At 61.7% G+C, this 19,761-nt stretch carries 12 protein-coding genes; 6 read left to right on the top strand and 6 right to left on the bottom strand.

Going from position 1 to position 19,761, the window contains the following annotated elements:
* Positions 1–183 precede the first annotated feature (183 nt).
* Positions 184–3,498: an isoleucine--tRNA ligase gene (gene ileS, locus AC6H1L_RS00130; RefSeq protein ID WP_497599522.1), complete on the bottom strand. Its 3,315-nt coding sequence runs from the start codon at positions 3,496–3,498 to the stop codon at positions 184–186.
* Positions 3,499–3,653: 155 nt separating this feature from the next.
* On the bottom strand, positions 3,654–4,412 hold the full coding sequence (locus AC6H1L_RS00125) for an alanyl-tRNA editing protein (protein ID WP_497599521.1): 759 nt from the start codon (positions 4,410–4,412) through the stop codon (positions 3,654–3,656).
* A gap of 736 nt (positions 4,413–5,148) precedes the next feature.
* On the opposite strand from AC6H1L_RS00125, the gene AC6H1L_RS00120 reads away from it, so the two are divergent.
* The 6 genes from AC6H1L_RS00120 to AC6H1L_RS00095 all read left to right on the top strand — a co-directional run bounded on the left by AC6H1L_RS00120 (position 5,149) and on the right by AC6H1L_RS00095 (position 14,267).
* Positions 5,149–8,007: a 2-oxoglutarate dehydrogenase E1 component gene (locus AC6H1L_RS00120; RefSeq protein WP_497599520.1), complete on the top strand. Its 2,859-nt coding sequence runs from the start codon at positions 5,149–5,151 to the stop codon at positions 8,005–8,007.
* A 207-nt stretch (positions 8,008–8,214) separates the two neighbouring features.
* On the top strand, positions 8,215–9,621 hold the full coding sequence (gene odhB, locus AC6H1L_RS00115; RefSeq protein ID WP_497599519.1) for a 2-oxoglutarate dehydrogenase complex dihydrolipoyllysine-residue succinyltransferase: 1,407 nt from the start codon (positions 8,215–8,217) through the stop codon (positions 9,619–9,621).
* A gap of 316 nt (positions 9,622–9,937) precedes the next feature.
* Complete coding sequence (locus AC6H1L_RS00110) at positions 9,938–11,518, top strand: protein kinase domain-containing protein (RefSeq protein ID WP_497599518.1); 1,581 nt, start codon at positions 9,938–9,940, stop codon at positions 11,516–11,518.
* A 95-nt stretch (positions 11,519–11,613) separates the two neighbouring features.
* Positions 11,614–12,156 carry a DUF6391 domain-containing protein gene (locus AC6H1L_RS00105; protein WP_497599517.1) on the top strand — a complete coding sequence of 181 codons (543 nt, stop codon included), beginning with the start codon at positions 11,614–11,616 and terminating at the stop codon, positions 12,154–12,156.
* 28 nt (positions 12,157–12,184) lie between these two features.
* Complete coding sequence (locus AC6H1L_RS00100; protein WP_497599516.1) at positions 12,185–13,069, top strand: sulfurtransferase; 885 nt, start codon at positions 12,185–12,187, stop codon at positions 13,067–13,069.
* Between the two features lie 145 nt (positions 13,070–13,214).
* The gene (locus AC6H1L_RS00095) at positions 13,215–14,267 is read left to right on the top strand and encodes a phosphotransferase (protein ID WP_497599515.1); all 1,053 of its coding nucleotides are present in this window, start codon (positions 13,215–13,217) and stop codon (positions 14,265–14,267) included.
* An 87-nt stretch (positions 14,268–14,354) separates the two neighbouring features.
* Here AC6H1L_RS00095 and AC6H1L_RS00090 read toward each other — a convergent pair whose 3' ends face one another.
* From AC6H1L_RS00090 to AC6H1L_RS00075, 4 genes are all read right to left on the bottom strand, one after another.
* A complete protein-coding gene (locus tag AC6H1L_RS00090; protein ID WP_497599514.1) occupies positions 14,355–15,338 on the bottom strand; it encodes an aldo/keto reductase in 984 nt (327 codons plus the stop codon).
* A gap of 621 nt (positions 15,339–15,959) precedes the next feature.
* Entirely contained in the window at positions 15,960–17,672 is a 1,713-nt protein-coding gene (locus tag AC6H1L_RS00085; RefSeq protein WP_497599513.1) for a tetratricopeptide repeat protein, read from the bottom strand.
* Positions 17,673–17,804: 132 nt separating this feature from the next.
* Positions 17,805–18,461 carry a hypothetical protein gene (locus tag AC6H1L_RS00080; protein ID WP_497599512.1) on the bottom strand — a complete coding sequence of 219 codons (657 nt, stop codon included), beginning with the start codon at positions 18,459–18,461 and terminating at the stop codon, positions 17,805–17,807.
* A 145-nt stretch (positions 18,462–18,606) separates the two neighbouring features.
* Positions 18,607–19,749, bottom strand: a complete 1,143-nt coding sequence (locus AC6H1L_RS00075) for a hypothetical protein (protein ID WP_497599511.1) — start codon at positions 19,747–19,749, stop codon at positions 18,607–18,609.
* Between the last annotated feature and the right edge of the window lie 12 nt (positions 19,750–19,761).

The following is a 19,761-nucleotide window of genomic DNA, read 5'->3' as shown; positions in this document are numbered from 1 at the left end:
CCCAGACCATACCAGGGTTGTGCAGTTGAGCTTAACCTACCGTTGCTTAGAAACGGTTGAGCAGATGGTCAGCCACTGCCCTAAACCGAACAGGCTATTCTTCAGCCCGAAGAAGGCTGCGCCAGTTGCACTGCCCTGCGTTACGCTGCGCTACGAACTGACCGCCGCTGCTCAGCCTGTCCGCTAACCTGCAGAGGTTGAAGACTGAGCAGCCGCGATCACCACCTGGACCGTATAGCTCTCCAGCCTGCGTGCCGACGCCGGCGAGAGCGTCTCGCGATAGAGTTCACCAGGGAGCGTCTCCTCAAATGGGGCTGTTTCAACACGCAGGCTATCGGCAAGCGTCTCCTCCTGCAGTTGCGAGGCATGGCGCCGCACCATAGCCGCCAGCTCCTCATCGGCGCAGATGGCAAGCTGAATATGGTCCTCGATCTTCAAATTGGCCCGCTTACGCATATCCTGGATATAGTGCGTCAGATCGCGGATCAGCCCCTCCTCGCGCAGCTCAGGGGTAATCGTCGTCTCCAGCACGACCACCGCGCCGCGCTCCTCGGCAGTCACATAGCCAGGGCGGGCCGTAGCGATCACCTCGACCTCTTCTGGTGTCAAGGTCACCTCGCGGCCATCGACCGTGAGGGTCAACGCGCCCTGTTCGCGCAACTGGCGAGCGGCCTCGCTGGCCGCCTGGGCATCCAGGTTCTTGAGCGTGGTCAGGATTTTCTGCACCAGCGGCCCATACTTCGGACCCAAGAGACGCGCCTGAGCGCGCAGCGTATAGGCCAGCATCTCGCTATCGTCGCTGAGCAGCTCCAGGCGCTTAATGTTCAGCTCTTCTAGCACCTGCTCTTTCAGACGCAGCACTGCCTCCTGATCAGTCTGCGAAGGCAGACGCACATAGAGGGTATTGAGCGGCTGACGCACGCGAATCTGAGCCTTTTCGCGGGCGGCGCGGCCCAGGCCAACGACGCGCATCACCAGATGCGTATCGCGAGTCAGAGCCTCATCGATCAGCTCCTGGCGCGCCTGGGGCCAATCGCAGAGATGCACGCTGAGAGGCGCCTCCTGGTTGACGCTGCGCACCAGGTTCTGATAGAGGCTTTCGGAGAAGAACGGCACAAATGGAGCTAAAAGCGTCACCAGAGTGGTCAAGCACTCATACAGCGTCAGATAAGCGCCAAGCTTATCATCATCCAGCTCCGATTTCCAGATGCGCTCACGGCTCCGGCGTAGATACCAGTTTGACAGGTTCTCGATGAACTCTTGCAGCGCCGCCGTAGCATGCGCGCTATCGTAGCGTTCCAGGCAGGCGGTCACCTCCAAAATCGTCTGCTGCAGCTCCGAGAGAATCCAGCGATCCAGATCGCTGCGCCGCTCCACCGGGAGCTGATAGCGCGTGGGATTGAAGCGGTCGATATTGGCGTAGGTGACAAAGAACCAGTAGATATTCCAAACCTTATCGAGGGCCCGGCGGACCAACATCCATTTCTCACTCAGGCGCACCGGAACCCCTTCGCGTGCGGCCCGCTCGACATCCTCCTGCGTGGGGATACGTGGGAAGCGCAGGTTCTGCTCTGGGTCCTGGCTGGTATAGAGCCAGCGCATCGTATCGGCGCCCACGCGCTCGGCGGCGTCATCGAAGTCGATGGCGTTGCCCTTCGACTTGTGCATGATTTCGCCATCCTCATCGAGGACCGTCGCATAGCCCAGCAGCGTTTTGAAGGGCGTCGTCCCCTCCAGGACCGTGCTCATCACCAACAGAGCATAGAACCAGTTCTTGAACTGACCTGGGAAAGACTCCGTCACGAAATCCGCGGGGAACCACTGGCGCCAGTAGTCGCGATTATGGCGATACTCCAGGGTAGAGAAAGGAACGATACCGGCATCCAGCCAGGGGTTGCCCACATCCTTGATGCGCGAGACCAGGGAGCCACACTGTCGACAGCGGATCTTGACGGCATCAACCCAGGGCCGATGCGGCGAATGGCCCTCAAACTCCTCCCAGCCCTCAACAGCGCGTTCGCGCAGCTCCTCCTTGCTGCCAATGACCTCGAAGGCCCCGCATTGCTGACACTCATAGATAGGCAGCGCCAGGCCCCAATAGCGCTTCTTCGAGATCATCCAGTCGTCCATGTTGCGCAGCCAGTCCAACTCACGCTCCAGGCCAAAGGCCGGAATCCAGGTGACCTGGCGGGCGACATCCATGATCTCGTAGCGCAGCTTTTCCATCGAGATGTACCACTCATCGACCAGACGGAAGATCAGCTCAGTCTTGCAGCGCCAGCAGACAGGGTAGCGGTGGCGGTAATTCTGCGAGCGATAGAGGAGGCCCTTTTGCGCCAGGTTCTCGGCGATGGGGCGAGCCACCTGGGAGACCGCCTGGCCAGTCAGCCAGTCGTAGCCGTCGACGTAAACACCGAACTCGTCTACAGGGGCCAACACCGCCAGATCGAATTCTTTCGAGAGCGCAAAGTCCTCGCGACCGCAGCCTGGGGCGATATGGACAATACCAGTGCCCTCGGTCGAGCTGACCTCCTTCCAGGGGATGACGCGATGACTGACCCCCTGAGCGGCAGGCAGCTCATCGAAGGGGCCGCGGTAGCTCCAACCCACCAGTTGCTCTCCCTTCAGGCGCTCCAGGACGCGGTACTCTCCCTTATCGCGTCCGCGCAGCTCGCGTAGCAGGCTCAGACGCTCCTCAGCCAGATAGAAGATCTGGCCATCCTGTTCTACCTTGACATAGGTCAGCTCGGGATGAACGGCCGCGGCGACATTCGCGGCCAGGGTCCAGGGCGTCGTTGTCCAGACAAGGAGCGCCTCACCGGGCCGCTCGACCAGCGGGAAGAGCACATACAGGCTCAGGTGGCTGATCTCATGCCAGTCCTCCGACAGGGTCTCCATGTTGGAGATGCCTGTACCGCAGCGGGGGCACCAGGTCATGACATCGTGCCCTTTGTAGATGAGGCCGCGCTCATAGCAGCGCTTCAAGAAATGCCAGATCGTATAGTTGTTTTCGTCGGAGAGCGTGTAGTAGTCGTTGCCCCAGTCCATCCAGTAGCCCAGCCGAATCGACTGCTCGGTGATACGGCGGGCGAAGCGGAAGACGCGCTCTTTACACAGCTCAACGAAGCGCGCAATACCGAACTGCTCAATCTCGCGCTTGTTCTTGAGTCCCAGCTCCTGTTCGACATTGACCTCAACCCACAGGCCCTGGCAGTCAAAACCGTTCTGGTAGCGCTGCCGATAGCCCTGCATCGTCTTGAAGCGCTGGAAGAGGTCCTTGTAGGTACGGCCCCAGGCGTGATGAACCCCCATCGGATTGTTCGCCGTCATGGGGCCGTCCAGAAAAGAATACTGCTTGTCGCTCTGGTCGTTGCGGTGCAAGTAGAGCTGGAGCACGCCATTTTCATCCCACCAGCGCTGAATCTCGTGCTCCAGTGCCGGGTAGTCGACGCGATCAGCCGCGATCACTGGCCGGAAAACACTTGCTTCTCCTGACACGTCAGCTTCCTCCTCGCTCACTGACAAATGGATAGCCTTGCCTGCTACAGCAGGCTATGGGTTGGCTGAGCTTCTGCTTGCTGATTTGTCTGTGTTGCGTCTTAGCCACATCGGCCCGAGGCGAGGGTCAGTAAGGCGCGTCCCCGCCCTGAGCCTCACGGTTGCGAAGCCATGCTGGCGGCGGAGCCAGGCGGCTCGTCGACCAACTGGATTTCCAGGCGCTTATTGAGGCGTCCTTTGTTCTCAGCCCGGACGATGCGGATGCCACCGACCTCCTTGGTATGGCGGACATGGGTCCCTCCGTCGGCCTGCAGATCAAGGCCAACGATCTCTACGATGCGCACCTCCTCCAGATCGGGAGGCAAGAGATTGGTTCGAGTACGGATGAGATCAGGAATGGCAAAAGCCTTCTCGCGGGGGAGGGTATAGACTCGAATGGGCAAATCGGCCTCGATCGCCTCATTGACGCGCTGCTCAATGAAGGCCAAGCGCTCTTTAGTCAGTCCCTCCATAGCGAAGTCCATACGTGCCCGATCTGGGTACATCTGGCCGCCGGTCACCGGGACACGGAACTCTTGCCAGATCACGCCGCAGAGCAGATGGAGAGCCGTATGGGTACGCATCATCCGGTAGCGGAAGTCCCAGTCGATGCGTGCCGTCACCTCGGTTCCCACGGGTGGGGGAGGGCAGTCAAGCAGGTGCCAGATCACTTCCCCCTGTTTGCGCAGGGCGATGACGCTCGCTTGCCGGCGCCCATCATCCCAGGAGAGCGTACCGCGGTCGGCCATCTGGCCGCCGCCGCCGGGATAGAAGACGGTGGCATCGAGGGCCAGCTCATCGCCCTCTGTGGCAACGACTTTGGCGCTGCATTCAAAGGTATAGCTATTCTCCAGGTAGATCAGCTTCGTCTTCATCCTGCAAGCTCCGATCGCCATATAAAAAAACCTCTCATCCGTGCAGGACGAGAGGGCTTCCCGTGGTACCACCCGCATTAGTCACGACTGGGCACCTGTGCCGAGCCCGTCCCTGCAAGCACGGGAACGGCTTCGCCAGCTATCGCGCTTGTCTTACCCGGTGGCCCCGGTGATCCCGTCCTGGCAGGCCCTCCCTATCATCCCCGCCTTCGCGCTCTCAGCGGCGCCGTTGCTCGTCGATCTGACCTGGCCCATCCGGCACCCGTCGCAACTCGCTTCATGCCGCCGTCTCCCTCGATGTGATATACTATTTGTCGGTCCCCCGCCCTCAGCACGATCGGGCCAGCGCGGCACGCTTGAGCTTTTCCTGCGCGTTCCTGCTCGCAGACGAACGCTCAGGCCCATGCCCCGCTGGCTACCGTCTCCGGCAGGCGAGCCGGCACCAGGGGCGGAGTCATCGAGAGGTTGAGACAGGCGGCCCTCTCTGGTAACGGAGAGGCGCCGGCTAGCTCTACTCGCTTGCGCGTTCTGCTAGCTGCTCAGGAGTGATCTTCGGCCTGCTCCTTAGCATCCGGCTCTCACCTGACCCGGACTCTCTGTCGCCAGGGAAGCGGCCTACTGGCTCCCTCTTCGCATCTGTCTGGACTATGTGCTTGTGTCCGCTTCGGTGGATAGAGGCTACCGCGTTGAGTATGCCATATTCATCACTCTGTGTCAAGCCGCATAAAGGAAACCGATGGATAATTTACAGACATTTTATGGACCAAATGCAGGCTATGTGCTAGATCTGTATGAACGGTATCGTACTGATCCCTCATCAGTAGATGAAAAGACGCGCGCGATCTTTGCCCGTTGGAAGCCGGTGGTTGTTGAGGGAGAGACGGAGACCCCGGCTGCGGGGAGGGCGGAGGGAGCGCCGTTTGCTGTAGAGAAAGTGGTGGCTGCGGTGGCGCTGGCGCACGCCATTCGCGAACGTGGTCACCTGGCGGCTCGGCTTGATCCCCTGGGGCGGCCACCACAGGGAGACCCGGCCCTGTTGCCTGAAAGCCACGGCCTCAGCGAAGAGGACCTGGCGCGTTTGCCGGCCAGCGTGGTTGGTGGACATGCCGCCGAAGGGGCGCGCAATGCCCTGGAGGCCATCCAGCGTCTGCGTGCCATGTACTCAGGGACGATCAGCTATGAGTTCGACCAGGTCAAGAGTCCCCAGGAGCGTCTCTGGCTACGTGACGCTGTCGGTCTCCAACTTTTCCAGCGCCGTCTTAGTCCCCAGGCCAGCCGTCAACTCTTGCAGCGCCTGACCCAGGTTGAGGTCTTTGAGCGTTTCCTGCACCAGACCTATCCGGGCCAGAAGCGCTTTTCGATCGAGGGCTGCGATGTCCTGGTGCCGATGCTTGATGAGCTGATCCGTTGCGCGCTGGAGTCGGAGACGCGTGAGGTGATCATTGGCATGGCCCACCGCGGACGGCTCAATGTTCTGGCTCACGTGCTGGGCAAGTCCTACCAGGCCATTCTGGCCGAGTTCGCCCACACACGCCATGAGGAGGGGGTGCCGCTCACCGATACCTTCGGCTTTGGGTGGAGTGGCGACGTCAAGTATCACCTCGGGGCGGAACATCTGCTTGGCGGAGAGCGCTCGCTGGCCCTCAAGATCGTGCTGGCGCCTAACCCCAGTCATCTCGAGTTCGTCAACCCGGTGGTAGAGGGCATGACACGCGCAGCTCAGGAGCGCCGCGATCGTCCTGGGTTGCCGCGTCAGGAGCCGGATGCGACTCTGCCGGTGCTGATTCACGGCGATGCCGCTTTCCCGGGTGAGGGAGTGGTGGCTGAGACCCTGAACCTGTGGCATCTGCAGGGGTACACAGTTGGGGGGACCATTCATATTATTCTCAACAATCAGCTCGGCTTCACCACGGAGCCGCAGGAGAGCCGTTCGACGCTCTTCGCCAGTGATCTGGCGAAGGGCTTCAGTATTCCGATTATCCATGTCAATGCCGATGATCCCGAGGCAGCACTGACGGCCATTCGCCTGGCCCATGCCTACCGCGATGAGTTTCACAAGGATATTCTGATCGAGCTGGTTGGCTACCGGCGTTGGGGGCATAATGAGGGCGACGAGCCGGCTTTTACACAGCCGCAGCTCTATGAGCTGATTCGGGCCCATCCGACGGTCCGTGAGCTGTACGCGCGGCGCCTCCAGGAGGAGGGAGTAGTGACGCCCCAGGAATGCGAGCAGATGGTAGAGGAGGCTTTTGCGACTTTGCGGCGTGCGAAACAGGAGGTGGACGAGGACCCACGGCGCTTTGAGCAGTTGGGAGGCAATGGGCAAAACGGCCTGGCAGTGGAGTTGGAGCCAGCCCCAGCGGTGTCAGCAGAGCAACTGCGTCAGTTTAATCGCGAGCTTCTGCGCTGGCCCGAGGGCTTTACGGTCCACCCGCGCCTGTCGCGCGTGTTGCAGCGTCGCGCTGATGCGCTGGAGCACGGAAGCATCGACTGGGGCCATGCTGAGGCTCTGGCCTTCGCCTCGATTCTTGCCGATGGGATTCCGATCCGCCTCAGTGGCCAGGACTCAGAGCGGGGCACTTTCAGCCAGCGGCATGCTGTCCTGCACGATAGCCGTACAGGCGAACGCTATGTGCCATTGCAGCATCTGTCGCAGGCGCGGGCCAGCTTCGCAATCCATAACAGTCCGCTGACAGAGACCGCGGTCCTGGGCTTCGAATATGGCTATAGCGTGCATGCGCCGGAGGCGTTGGTCCTGTGGGAGGCCCAGTACGGTGATTTCGCCAACGTGGCTCAGGTTATTATTGACCAGTTCATCGCTTCGGGGCGGGCCAAGTGGCGTCAGCAGTCATCGGTGGTGCTGCTGCTGCCTCACGGCTATGAGGGGCAGGGGCCTGACCATTCGAGTGCGCGCCTGGAGCGCTTCTTGCAGCTATCCGCGGGCTATAACTGGCGTGTGGCCAACTGTTCGACGGCGGCCCAGTATTACCATCTGCTGCGCCAGCAGGCGCACAGCCTGCGGCACCATCCGCTACCCCTGGTTGTGTTGACTCCCAAGAGTCTGCTGCGCCATCCGCTGGCAGCGGCGACGCTGGAGGAGCTGACCCGCGGGCGCTTCCAGCCGATCCTGGATGACGCTGAGGCGCAGCAGCGGGCGGATACCATCCGGCGCGTGCTGTTGTGCAGCGGGAAGATCGCTATTGATCTGCTGGCCAGCGAGCAGCGACCCAGGGCCAGCGAGGTGGCCGTGGTACGTATTGAGCAGCTCTATCCTTTGCCCGAGGAGGGGCTGAGACAGGTCTTAAGCGGCTATCCAGCGATGCAAGAGCTGGTCTGGGTGCAAGAGGAGCCGCTGAATATGGGAGCCTGGAGCTATATGGCGCCGCGCTTGCAAGCCATGCTGGCTGCTCTGCCTGTCCCCCAGGTGACGCTACGCGTGCTGGCCCGACCCGAGAGCGCCAGCCCGGCCACTGGCTTTATGGACCGCTATGAGGCCGAGCAGCGCACTCTCATTGAGGAGGCTCTCCTTGGTGAGGCCGGCGTAGTGGTGGAAAAGCGCCCCACCGAGGCACCGGCGGGTAAGCGCCGGCGCTAGTTCCGACGTGCCGGCCAGGCTCAGGCAGGTCCGCCCCAGGTGCGCAATGCTATAATAGGCCAGGAGCCAGCGCACCGATCGTTTGGTGCGCTGGCTTGTGGTTGGGCAGCCAGGTGATTGGTTGGCTTCCTGGGACCTCTGAGAGGAGATAGCACTCAGCACAAGCCAAAGTCAGCACTGCATGCACAGGAAAGGCAGAACGAGGAAATGAAGATAGATGTACGTGTTCCCAGCCTGGGCGAATCGGTGGTTGAGGCCACGGTAGCGCGTTGGCACAAGCGTGAAGGGGAGCAGGTCCGTCAGGGCGAAGTGCTGGCGGAGTTAGAGACTGACAAGGTCAGCGTTGAGGTAACAGCGGATCACGATGGGGTAGTGGCAGAGATCGTCAAGCATGAGGGAGACGATGTTGCTGTTGGCGAGGTCCTGGCCCGCTTAGACACGGCGGTGGTGGGGGCGGAGGCAGAAGCGGCGCCGGCGCCCGAGGCGAGCGAAGGGGTGGCCTCACGTGGGGCCCAGCCCCAGGCGCTACGAACCGAGGGAGAGAGGCAGGCCGCGAGCGCCCCGGCGGGTTCGCGACTGACTGATGGTCAGCGTCCACCTTCGCCGCTGGCGCGGCGCATTGCCGCTGAGTACAACGTTGACCTCTCACAAGTCAAGAGCAGCAGCCCGCATGGTCGAGTGACCAAGGACGACGTCTTGCAGTATCTGGAGCAACAGCAGCAAGCTCGCCAGCAAGGTCAGGGGCAGGCCCAGGAGCAAAGGCAGCCGGTACCGGCTCCGGCCACGCTAGCGGCCCGAGCCGGGGTAGCTGATGGAGTGGCGGCCACCGCAGCTTCTGGAGCGGCAACAGCGGGGGAGCGCGCTGCCACACTGGAAGCGGCGCTAGAGCCTCCACCGTCATTGGTAGCTGAGTCGCGGCGTGAGGAGCGTATTCGGCTCTCGCGTCGGCGTTTGACGATTGCTCAGCGTCTGGTGGAGGCGCAGCACACGGCGGCCATGTTGACCACCTTCAACGAGGTCGACATGAGTGCCATTCTGGCGGTGCGAGCCCGCCATCGTGAGGAATTCAAGCAGCGTTACGGCATCTCGCTGGGCTTTATGTCCTTCTTCACCAAGGCTGTCGTGGGGGCGCTCAAGGCTTTTCCCTATCTGAATGCAGAGCTGCAGGGACGTGAGTTAGTGGTCAAGCACTATTATGATATCGGTATTGCCGTCAGTACCGATGAAGGTCTGGTCGTGCCCGTCGTGCGCGATGCCGATCGCAAGAGCTTTGTTGAAATCGAGAAGGAGATCGCGGAGCTGGCCCAGCGGGCGCGCAGCAATCAACTCACGCTTGCCGATCTGCAGGGAGGCACTTTCACCATCACCAATGGTGGCGTTTTCGGCTCGCTGCTCTCGACGCCGATCCTCAACGGCCCCCAGGTGGGCATTCTGGGAATGCACAAGGTTCAGGAGCGTCCAGTAGTGGTTGATGGACAGGTAGTCGTGCGCCCGATGATGTACGTGGCGCTCTCTTACGATCATCGCGTTGTCGATGGCCGAGAGGCCGTGCAGTTCCTGGTCCGCGTCAAGGAGCTTCTGGAGGACCCTGAGCGGCTGCTGCTGGAGGGCTGAGCGGAGCGGCATGCGGGCGTGAGTCAGGCGCCAGACCTGAACGCTGGCGGAAGGGCCGGGAGGGGGCAGCCTCACCGACAAGGTGCTTGCTTCAATTGACAGGGACCATCTGTTAGGCGATAATCAAAGCTGCGCTGTCCGCTCCCGGTACGCCCTTCTTGCCAGTGAGGAGCGAGGGGAGGGGGCGCGCTGTCACGCCAGAGGGAAGCGCGGCGGGTCAGTACGCTGGAAGCGGGCAAGCCTGGCTGAGGGGAGGGGGAGAGGGACGCTCTGGAGTCGTTCAAGTGATGGCAGGAATCGAGGAAATGAGCCGCCTATGCAACCACCAGAGAATCCCTATGCCCGGCAGAAGGGGCATGCTGATGATCTCCAGGCCCTCGTAGGGAGATCCTTGGGGCAATTCCGCATCGTAGAGCCGCTTGGCGCAGGCGGGATGGCCGCGGTCTTTAAGGCCTATCAACCGGCGCTTGATCGCTATGTGGCGATCAAGGTGCTGCCGGCACGCTATGCCCATGATCCCGTGTTTGTCAAACGCTTTGAGCAGGAGGCTCGCTCGATCGCTAAGCTGGCGAATCCCCATATTGTGCAGATCCATGATTTTGGCGAGCAAGATAAGATCACTTACATCGTGATGGAGTATGTTGATGGCGGAACGTTGCGGGACCGCCTGAAGAGTCGCTCGTTGTCGCTGCTGGAGGCTGTTGACTTTTTGCTGCAGGCGGCGGAGGGGCTACGCTGTGCCCATAGCCATCATATTGTCCATCGCGATGTGAAGCCGAGCAATATGCTCTTGCGCCGCGATGGTCATCTCCTGCTCTCCGATTTTGGAATCGCCAAGATCCTGGAGGGGACGACACAGCTGACGCGTGCTGGGGTTGGCATCGGGACGCCGCAGTATATGTCTCCAGAGCAGAGTACGGGCCAGGCCGTTGATCAACGGAGCGACATTTACTCTCTGGGCATTGTCTTTTTCGAGTGTTTGACGGGGCGGGTACCCTTTACGGCGGAGAACCCGGTCAGTGTGACGCTGAAGCATTTGCAGGAGCCGCTGCCGGTTGACTTGCTGCGTCAGGCCGGGGTGCCGGCTGCCATTGAGCAAGTGGTGGTGAAGATGACTGCCAAGGCCCCTGCCGATCGCTACCAGTCGATTGAGGAGGTGGTGGTGGCGCTGGCGACGGCGCTGCAGGCGGCGCATTTGCCGATGCCACATCCCTGGCGTCTGTCGGCTGGGCTTCCGACCTTCGAGGGAGGCAGTTCAGCTGGGCCAGGCGCGTCTACGACGCTGTCTCCTCAAGCGAGCACGTGGCCTGCTGCTACTGGCGCAGGGCCACAGCCCGCTACAGCTCCTGGGGGGGCTGCGGCCTCAGGCTCTTTCGGGGGTTCCAGTGCGGGGCAGGGCCTCCGTCCGACGCTGCCTGCCTATGCAGGTGCGGGTCCAGCCTCGCCTGCTTCGACTACGCCCTCTCCAACAGTGGCGCTGACCTGTTTTCGCTGCGGTACTCCTAATCCCAGTACCCGTCTGTTCTGTACTACGTGCGGTTATGAGCTGGCTGATCGTAAGGCGGCGAAAGATCGCTATGTGGATGCTCAGGGGCGAGTCGTGCTGGCCAGCTTGACGCTGCAGAGTGGGCCGCTCGCTGGTCGCTCTTTCCGCTTCCATCAGGATGTGACGACGATCGGGCGCACCAATGGCAATGATTTCATTATCGCTGGTCGCACGGTCTCGCGTCGCCATGCCCGGCTGTGGTTCGATAATGGTCATTGGTATCTGGAGGATCTGCAAAGCGCCAATGGCACCTTGGTGAATGGCGAGCGCATTCAGCAGACGATCCTGCGCGACGGCGACGTGATCCAGTTTGGCGATGAACGTTTGATCTTTCATATAGTTTATAAATAAATAAGCGGGGTATTGTTCTTATTCGGCGCGGCAAGGGCTAGCTGGGATGGGGCTGAGCTACTCAGGTGATCCTTGCCGGGAAAGGGTGACAAGCGATGGCTTCGTTGAATCCACTGAATGCGGCCTTGCAACAGTTGTTGCTGGGCAGTGCTGTGCGTCAGAATCACGCGCTAGAGCATGCGACCATTGTGCTGCTCAGCCGCAGGTTCCCTGACGTGCGTTTCTCGGGGATCTCCTCGGCGGTGGGCTTTGTCGTTTTTGGGGATGTGCCCACGGAGGAAGTGCTCCCCGCGGCTGAGGATGCGCTCCACTTGTTGCGTACGACCCAGCCAGAGCTGGCGGTCCATGAGCGCTGTGGGACCAATCTGGCAGTCGCTGGGTTGCTCAGTGGCCTGTCGGCGATGACGGTAGCGCGGATGCGGCGCCCGTTTAATACGTTCAATAATGTGGTGCTGGCTACGACGGCGGCGCTCGTATTGGCGCGCCCCCTGGGCCTGACGGTTCAGCGCTATCTCACGACGCAGACTCCCTCGCAGTCAATGCGGATCACGGGAGTGAAGCGCTTCGAGTTCCTGGGCACGCCGGCTCACTTTGTGAGCACGGAGAACCCGGAGGCGCAGCGGCTGTTCTCCTGGTGAAGAGAGAGAAAGGAGGCTGCTGGTGACGATGGCAAGCGGACAGCGTGATCGCCTGCTGGTTGAGCCTGCCTGGCTGGAGGAGCATCTGCATGATCCCCGGCTGCGCATTGTAGATATGCGTGGCTACGTGCGCACAGTGGAGTATGGGGCGGGTGAGCAGGAGGCGGTGTATGAGGGCGCGCGGGCCGAGTACGAGCAGGGGCACATTCCAGGGGCGGTGTATCTGGACTGGACGAGCGATATTGTTGATCCTGACAGCGAGGTAAAGGCCCAACTAGCGCCTCCGGAGCGCTTCGCTGCGGTCCTGGGGCGGCTGGGCATCGGAGATGAGCACATCGTGGTGGCCTACGACGCGCATCCTGCCTCGCAGTTTGCCACGCGGCTTTGGTGGGCGCTGACCTACTATGGTCACCGCGAGGTACGGGTCCTGAATGGCGGCTTTCCGCGTTGGCTGCGCGAGGGGCGTCCTGTGACGACGGAGGTGCCGCAGTTTCCTCCGGCGGTCTTCACGCCTCGGGTGCAACCTGAGCTGCGAGCGACGGCGGAGGAGGTACTGGCCGCGTTAGGGCGTGAGGGGGTGCGTGTGATTGATGCCCGCGATGTGGGTCAGTACAGCGGGCGGGTGGTACGCCGTCCGGGCCGCCCGGGGCATATTCCGGGAGCCATCAATATCCCGCGCGAGGAGCTGGTTGATCCTCAAACGGGGCAGTTCCGCAGTAATGAGGAGCTAGCGGCGGTGTTTACGCGCGCCGGTGTACGACCGGAGGAGCGGGTGATTGCCTACTGTAACGGCGGAGTGGCGGCCACAGTCGTGCTCTTTAGTCTGGCTCTGCTGGGCTATCCTCATCTGACGAACTACGACGGCTCCTGGAACGAGTGGGGCGTACGTTCCGATTTGCCCACAGAAGTGTAGGTAAGTGGGCAGGAGAGCAGGAGCGCGCGGTCTGAGTTGCTGGACTGTGATGTGAGGCTGGCTCATGGGATGGTTCTCTGCTGATTCCGACGGAGGTGGGCAGTGGGAATGGTCTGGGGCTGCTCCCTTTGATCTGGAGCGGCTTATGGAAGGGTTCGGGGTGTCGTCCTGGCAGCCCCTTGGTCCGTTGCTGTCTCCCTACAGCCCCGAGCCACTGGGGGTCTTGCTAGAGATCGAAGGGGAGCGTTATCTGCTGCGGCCTCGCCCGGAGGGGCCGGCTGGTGAAGACAGCGAGCACTGCTATCGCTTCCAACGTTTCTTGGGCCTGGCTGGTCTGCCAGTGCCCGCGCTGCGCCAGACGCCAGCAGGGTCCTACTGCTTGGTCGTAGGAGAGGAGCGCTTTGAGCTGCAGCAGTGGCTCGGCGGCGAGGATTTCGCCAGCGCGGGCCCGCGGGGGGTGCGCTGGGTTGAGGCTGCGGGGCGGACGTTGGCTCAGTTGCATGAGGCTGCTCTGCGCTTCCCTGGTCCAGAGCATCGCTGGCCTTCGGAGCTACGGGCTGGTGGGCTAGTGCAGGGCTGGCTCAATTTGGCTCGGGAGCGCGCCGAGCGCTGCGAGGTGGGGGCCATTGCCAGTGCGCTGCAGACCTGGGTCGAGCAGTGGGAGGCGGTGCTGCCAGCGGCGATGATGACCCTGGGGGCGGCTCATGGCTTGCCCGAGCTGCATATTCATGGCGATTATCAGGCGCTGCACCTGCGTTTCAGCGCTGAGGGGGTTTGCTCGGTCTCCGATTTCTATGCCTCGCGCTGGGAGAAGCGTATTTTTGAGGTGGCGGCAGCGCTCTTTGCTTTTAGCGCTCTGGACTGGCAGCCGGCGACAGGCCAGACGCGCCCGCTGGTGGCCCGAGGTCTGGAGCCGGAACGAGCGCGGGTCTTTTTGCGGGGCTATGGCTCCCTTGTTCGCCCTCAAGGGCAGGAGGCCGCCTGTTTGGCAGAGGCCTTGACAGTCATGGCGCCCATCCTCATGATCAATGGCCCGCTGGAGGACCTGTTCTTCGAGGAAGGGGTGGAGCTGGAGGAGTCCCAGGAGAGGCTGGAGGAGATGCTAGAGCGTCTGGCCTGGGCCAGCGCCTGGCCGGGTTGGCTGCGGCGAGCGCGGCGCTGGCTGGCCGAGCTGTGGGAGGAGGCCGCTTCGAACTGAGTGGAGGTCTCCTCTCGCGGCTCGGCCAGCGCTCTTGTGGCGAGCCTGCGGGCCCGCGGAGCAGGGCCGGGCGGCGCGCAGGGCGGCTCACTCGGGGCCGACGACAGGATGGGGGACGTACGGCTCTTCCAGGTAGGCGATGTCTTCAGGGCTTAAGCGCACGGTGAGAGCGCCGACGGCCTCTTCGAGTTGGCTGACTCTGGTGGCGCCGATGATGGGAGCGGTCACCGGGTCTTTCTGCAGAAGCCAGGCCAGGGCGATTTGTGCGCGTGGAACGCCATAGCGGCTGGCCAGCTCTCCTACGCGATCGATGATCTGCTGATCCGCGCTGGCGGTGGCGTCGTACTTGCGTCGGGCTATCTGGTCGGTCGCGGCGCGCCGGGTGGGTTGCTGTGCGGGATCGCGGGCCAGCCTGCCAGACGCCAGTGGGCTATAGGGTATGACGCCGATGCCTTCGGCGCGGCAGAGCGGGAGCATTTCGCGCTCTTCTTCACGGTAGATGAGGTTGAGGTGGTTCTGCATCGAGACAAAGCGGCTCCAGCCGTGTCGCTCCGCAACGAAGAGCGCTCGCTGAAATTGCCAGGCGTACATGGACGAGGCGCCGATGTAGCGCACTTTGCCGGCGCGAACAAGATCGTTGAGGGCCTCCATTGTCTCTTCGATCGGTGTCTGGTAGTCCCAGCGGTGGATCTGGTAGAGGTCAATGTAATCGGTTCCAAGGCGCTGTAGGCTCTGGTCAACTTCACTGAGGATGGCTTTGCGCGAGAGGCCGGCTCCGTTTGGCCCCTCCCGCATGCGGAAGAAGACTTTCGTGGCAATGACGACCTCGTCCCGCTTGGCAAAATCCTTCAGGGCGCGCCCGAGGATTTCCTCGCTGGCGCCGAGTGAGTAGACATTGGCCGTATCGAAGAAGTTGATCCCCAGATCGAGAGCTTTGCGAATGATCTGCCGGCTCTGTTCTTCGTCAAGGACCCAGGCGTGAATCCAACGGCTAGGGTCACCGAAGCTCATGCAGCCAAGGCAGATGCGAGAAACCTCCAGACCGGTTCTTCCCAGTGTGGTGTACTCCATGATTCACCTCTGAGTAGAGCGGATGCCCGCTTGATTTGAGCGTGGCCCCGTCGTCTGCGTGCCAGCAGGCGGCAAAGCCGTGTCGGGGGGCGTGGCGGTGGCGGTGGCGAGGCGTGGTGACGCATCAGGAGAGGGAGGCCAACGGTCTATCACCGCCGCGCTCTGAGAAGAGTATAGTGTCCCGAGGACCAGGGCAGAGAGGCAAATCGTCGTTGATCTTTGGCCGATTCTCCAGAGCCACGGCCACCGATTATGGTCGGCGTGGAAATTTCGTATTAGTCGGAGAAATACGAAATTTGACCCCGTGGCCCTTCTCCACCTCGCGCTTTGGGGGCCCCCGCTCCATCCGGCAGCGGGTCAGTTGTCACCTGCCATACAATCGGAGCGGGGAGCTTCTGCCTGCAGCATCTGGCTCCTGGGGCAACGCTAGCAAGAGTCGATTTCCGTGTGTCCCCTTGCCTCCGCCCTCTCTCTCCCCGACCCCTGCTACACCCCCCTGCACTGCCAGACTCACACTGGCATCGGCGAGTTCCCCTCAGTGCAGGTTGCCAGCATGATGATCGAGCCAGTGCAACGGAGCGCGCCCCTTGCCGACGAGCGGGCGCGCTCCGGCAGTCTAGACTATAAGATATCTGGCGTTTCAGGGGGATCGAAGCCCGTATACGGAGGGTTGACCCCTGGAGGCGCATCTTGCTCTGCCTCGGCGGGCGCCTCGAAGCCTGAGTACGGTGAGTTATCTGGCGGAAGCGTCTCCCGCTCCTCTGGCTCCCCTGGAGAGCATCGCCGGGCGGCCTGCAGTGCTGCCAGATAAAGAGGGTGAGCCTGCAGGCCAGCCGCGTCTCCGAATGCGCGGGCTTTCTGATAGAAGCGCCGGGCCTCAGCGGGCTTGCCAGCCATCTCATAAATCCAGGCCAGGGTCATGATGCAGTCGAGCAGGCGCAGAGGCGGTACTGAGGAGAGCTGTTCTGTTATCGTTAGCGCCCGCTGGGCATACCTTTCAGCAAGCGTATAGCGTTGGAGGCGGGTATTAAACACTCCTAAACACAGGGAAGCGCCAGCTATCTTAGCGAGAGTAGCATCGGTGGCCACCTGCTCCCAGATCATGACAGCCCGGCGCAACAGCGACTCAGCGGCACTGAAATACTCCTGCGCTCCCAGCAGAGAGGCAGCCCAGGCGTAGGCATCCGCCGTTTGCTCTCCCGAGAGGAGCAGCCGCTCATCAGCAGCGGCTCCTTCGCGAATGCACGCGGCCAGCCGGAACCAGAGCGCCAACGACGAAGCGCACGGAGGGCCTGAAGCCTCCGCCAGACGGAGACAAGCAGCCGCAATCGCTTCCCGCAAGATGACCTGTCGTTGCAGAGAAAGGGTCTGCAAAACAAACTCGCGCAGCAACGGATGCAGGTCCAAGGCCTCATAGTTGCCTGGCACCTGCACTGTGCTCAAGAGTCGCCCCGTCAATAGGGTATGGAGGGCATGCTGGAAGCGCTCCTCTCCAGCGGCCCCCGGCGTGCCAAAGACAGCCTGGAGAAGCGCATCCTGCTGGAGCACCGCGCGAGGCACCGGGGGAGGAGCAAAGAGCGCGCAAGCCTCAAGCAAGCGCAGAGCATCAGGGTCAGCCCCTTCCAGATGCACCAGCAGCAGATGACAGGCCACCCTGGCAGCGGCGGCATGGCGATCACCGGCGCCAGAGAGCCACAAGGGATCACTACGGCAGGCAGCAAGATAGCGCTCAAGCGAGCAACCAGTCAGCGCCAGATACCCAGCCGCCAGCGTCAGGGCGAGAGGGGAACCCACCAGCTCGCGGGAGATCTCCAGAGCAAGCCGCTGGCGCTCCCCAGGAGCTTCCTGAGCCTGAGCTTCCTGCAGTGAGGTCCCCGCCATCAGCAGGCCAGCCTGACCCAAGAGCAGGGTAGCGCCATCCTCTGCCTCCAACGGCTTGAGATCGAAGCCCGCCGCTACAGAGGCTGGTAGTTGGTCCTGAGTCAGAACCAGCACCGCGCCTTTGGGGGAGCGCTCGCTGGCCATAGGCAGCCCCTCGCTTGTCAGTGTTGCGTGATCAAGCACCAGCAACAGACCATCTACCGTCAGGAGCGCCTCAATGATCTGCCGAATGCCCTCCACTCCCTTGCCTAATCCCTCCCTCACCGACGGGAGGACCTCAGAGTGAGCCAGCAGACCAGCGACCAGTGTTTCAGGAGCAAGCGCATCAAGCCAGATCACCGACGAATACTGTGCGCCGAAGCGGCGCACATAGGCGCGGCCCAGCGTCGTCTTACCGCTGCCGGCCAGACCGGTCAACAGAGCCACATGGTAGCTGCGCAGAGCCGCATGCACGTCGCTCAGGAGTTGCTCAGACCTCGCGCAGAGAAGATCAACAGCGGCGGATGACCTCGCGTCCTCGCTGCTCTGACCCCTCGCTTGACTATCTCCAGGGTGATCTCCAACCATCGGCGGCCTCCGTTGCCCTTAGTCCTCCAGAGGCCAGTACTCCAGTTCTCCTTGTCGCCTTCTCACGTACCAGGGCTGCGCCACAAAGATTCGCTCGCCGCCAGGCAACACCTGCTCCTGCACCTGCAGCCGCCACCAATGCCGCGCCTCTTCAGACACCTCCAGCGGCTGCCCAAAGCTCGCTAGGGCCGGCGTGCCAGGAGCCGCCTCTCCCCAGCTCAGTTCCCCACGACAGGGCTGGCAGACCACAAAGAGCGTCTTGGAGCACTCCCAGAGCAGCCGGAGCCGTTCTTTGACCGTCTCGGGGTCGATATCATCCGACCCCAGGTACGCATCATCGCACCCCAGCGAGACGCTGAGTGTGGCAGCGTCCCCTTTCGAAGCGATCAGGAGATCCAGGGGAAAAGGATCAGCAGTAGAGGACCACAGCGACACCATGACCTGGGCCTGACGATCCACAATCCTCTCCCACAATTCGCGGAAGGAGCTACACACAAAGTCGCTATCCTCTTCCTGCACGTAGGACCGGTAGAAGTAGTAGCCCACCCCAGCGGGTTTGCCCGGCGCGGTAAAATGAAAGCCGTGCCAGCTTAGCGCCTCGAACAGCAACGGCCACCAAAACAGCTCCCCTCTCTCCGTCCGCAGCTCAAAGGTGCTGTTCAATGTATCCCCCATACGTGTACCTCCCTCTGTGCTCACATCGCTGATTCGCGCCTGCAGATAGACTGCTCGCTCTAGCAAGGGCCAACAGGTTGCCCGGTGGAGCGGCGACCTGGTCCTCACAGCACACCAGGCCAGCTAGACAGTCACCACCCCGTTCTTAGGGGAACTCGATAATCGTCACGCCCCAACGCGCTGCCTGCCTCTGCAGCTCTGGAGGGACTGGTGCACCCGAGCTCTTATCCCACATGAAGTAGACCCGCCTTCCCGTCTGGGCAGCGATTTTACTATAGACGGAGAACTGCTTCATTTTGTCGTTCAGCAGCTTAGCGCTCAGGCGAGGGCCCCCTGATACTTCAATAATAGCCTTGCTCGTCACAAAATCTGCTGTGGCACTTGCCCCTTCCACAGAGAGCTTCACCTGCTCCTGCAGATCGCTGCCGTAGTCTGGAATCAGGGTATCAAGATGAGACTTGACATAGAACTCTCGCAGCCTCCCCAAGTCACCGACATCGGCAGGATGCCCCGCTTGAATCCAGCAATCGATCAGCTGAGGGGCTGCTCCCTGGTCAACAAATCGGGCGACCTGGTCCAGATCAGCGCCATGCTCCTGAGCCAGCGCAATGAGCGTCTGACCTTCTTCTTCGCCAAGCTTGTTGATAATCCTCTGACCAGCAGAGCTGTTGAAGGCCTCAGAGAGGTCTCCGCTCATCCTCATCATATGCTGGTCAAAGGAACCAGGCGCAAACGTTGGATAGCGGTTGCCCGGCGTAAAACCTGTAGCGCAGGTACGTGGCCAGGCATCATTAAGGGCCTTGATGAGCTTTGCAGCTCCATCCAGAGCTATACTGATAGTATTGAGCGCATTGTTAAAATCGTCAATATCCTTCTGTACATCAGAAGCCATCGTTCTCGGCACTTGCCCGCGATTGGCCTGCAGATCCGCGATGAGACTCATACCACTCTGAACGGTCTGGGCTTGCTCCTGGAGGGATAAGAGAGGACTGCTCAGGTGCGAGGCCACGTCGCTCATACCGCCGTGAGACTGCGAGCTATCGTTAAGAGAAAGCAGCCAGGTCTCTAGCAAGGCTTGCGTGCTATGTCCCTCGGAGATGCTTGCCACGTACTCGACGGCCTTGTGCACCTGGTCGATAAAACCCTGCATCTGGCTAGAGAAACCCTGCAACTGGCCGCTACGGGTCTGAAGGGTTGTGATCAAATCGCTCAGCCTGGTGGCCAGATCGGACGGTACCTCCGGATAGGAAACCGTGACGAGCGGAGGAGGCATAGGGGCTCCAATCATTGTACTGCTCCT

The sequence above is a fragment of the Thermogemmatispora argillosa genome, from assembly GCF_059696725.1.
Note: the sequence above shows the minus strand (reverse complement) of the source record. Positions and strands in the feature narration are given on the sequence as shown.

Bases quoted from the DNA above. Each gene is read 5' to 3' on its own strand.
- AC6H1L_RS00125 (WP_497599521.1), bottom strand. From the start codon at position 4,412: ATGAAGACGAAGCTGATCTACCTGGAGAATAGCTATACCTTTGAATGC.
- AC6H1L_RS00120 (WP_497599520.1), top strand. From the start codon at position 5,149: ATGGATAATTTACAGACATTTTATGGACCAAATGCAGGCTATGTGCTA.
- odhB (WP_497599519.1), top strand. From the start codon at position 8,215: ATGAAGATAGATGTACGTGTTCCCAGCCTGGGCGAATCGGTGGTTGAG.
- AC6H1L_RS00110 (WP_497599518.1), top strand. From the start codon at position 9,938: ATGCAACCACCAGAGAATCCCTATGCCCGGCAGAAGGGGCATGCTGAT.
- AC6H1L_RS00105 (WP_497599517.1), top strand. From the start codon at position 11,614: ATGGCTTCGTTGAATCCACTGAATGCGGCCTTGCAACAGTTGTTGCTG.
- AC6H1L_RS00100 (WP_497599516.1), top strand. From the start codon at position 12,185: ATGGCAAGCGGACAGCGTGATCGCCTGCTGGTTGAGCCTGCCTGGCTG.
- AC6H1L_RS00095 (WP_497599515.1), top strand. From the start codon at position 13,215: ATGGAAGGGTTCGGGGTGTCGTCCTGGCAGCCCCTTGGTCCGTTGCTG.
- AC6H1L_RS00090 (WP_497599514.1), bottom strand. From the start codon at position 15,338: ATGGAGTACACCACACTGGGAAGAACCGGTCTGGAGGTTTCTCGCATC.
- AC6H1L_RS00080 (WP_497599512.1), bottom strand. From the start codon at position 18,461: ATGGGGGATACATTGAACAGCACCTTTGAGCTGCGGACGGAGAGAGGG.
- AC6H1L_RS00075 (WP_497599511.1), bottom strand. From the start codon at position 19,749: ATGATTGGAGCCCCTATGCCTCCTCCGCTCGTCACGGTTTCCTATCCG.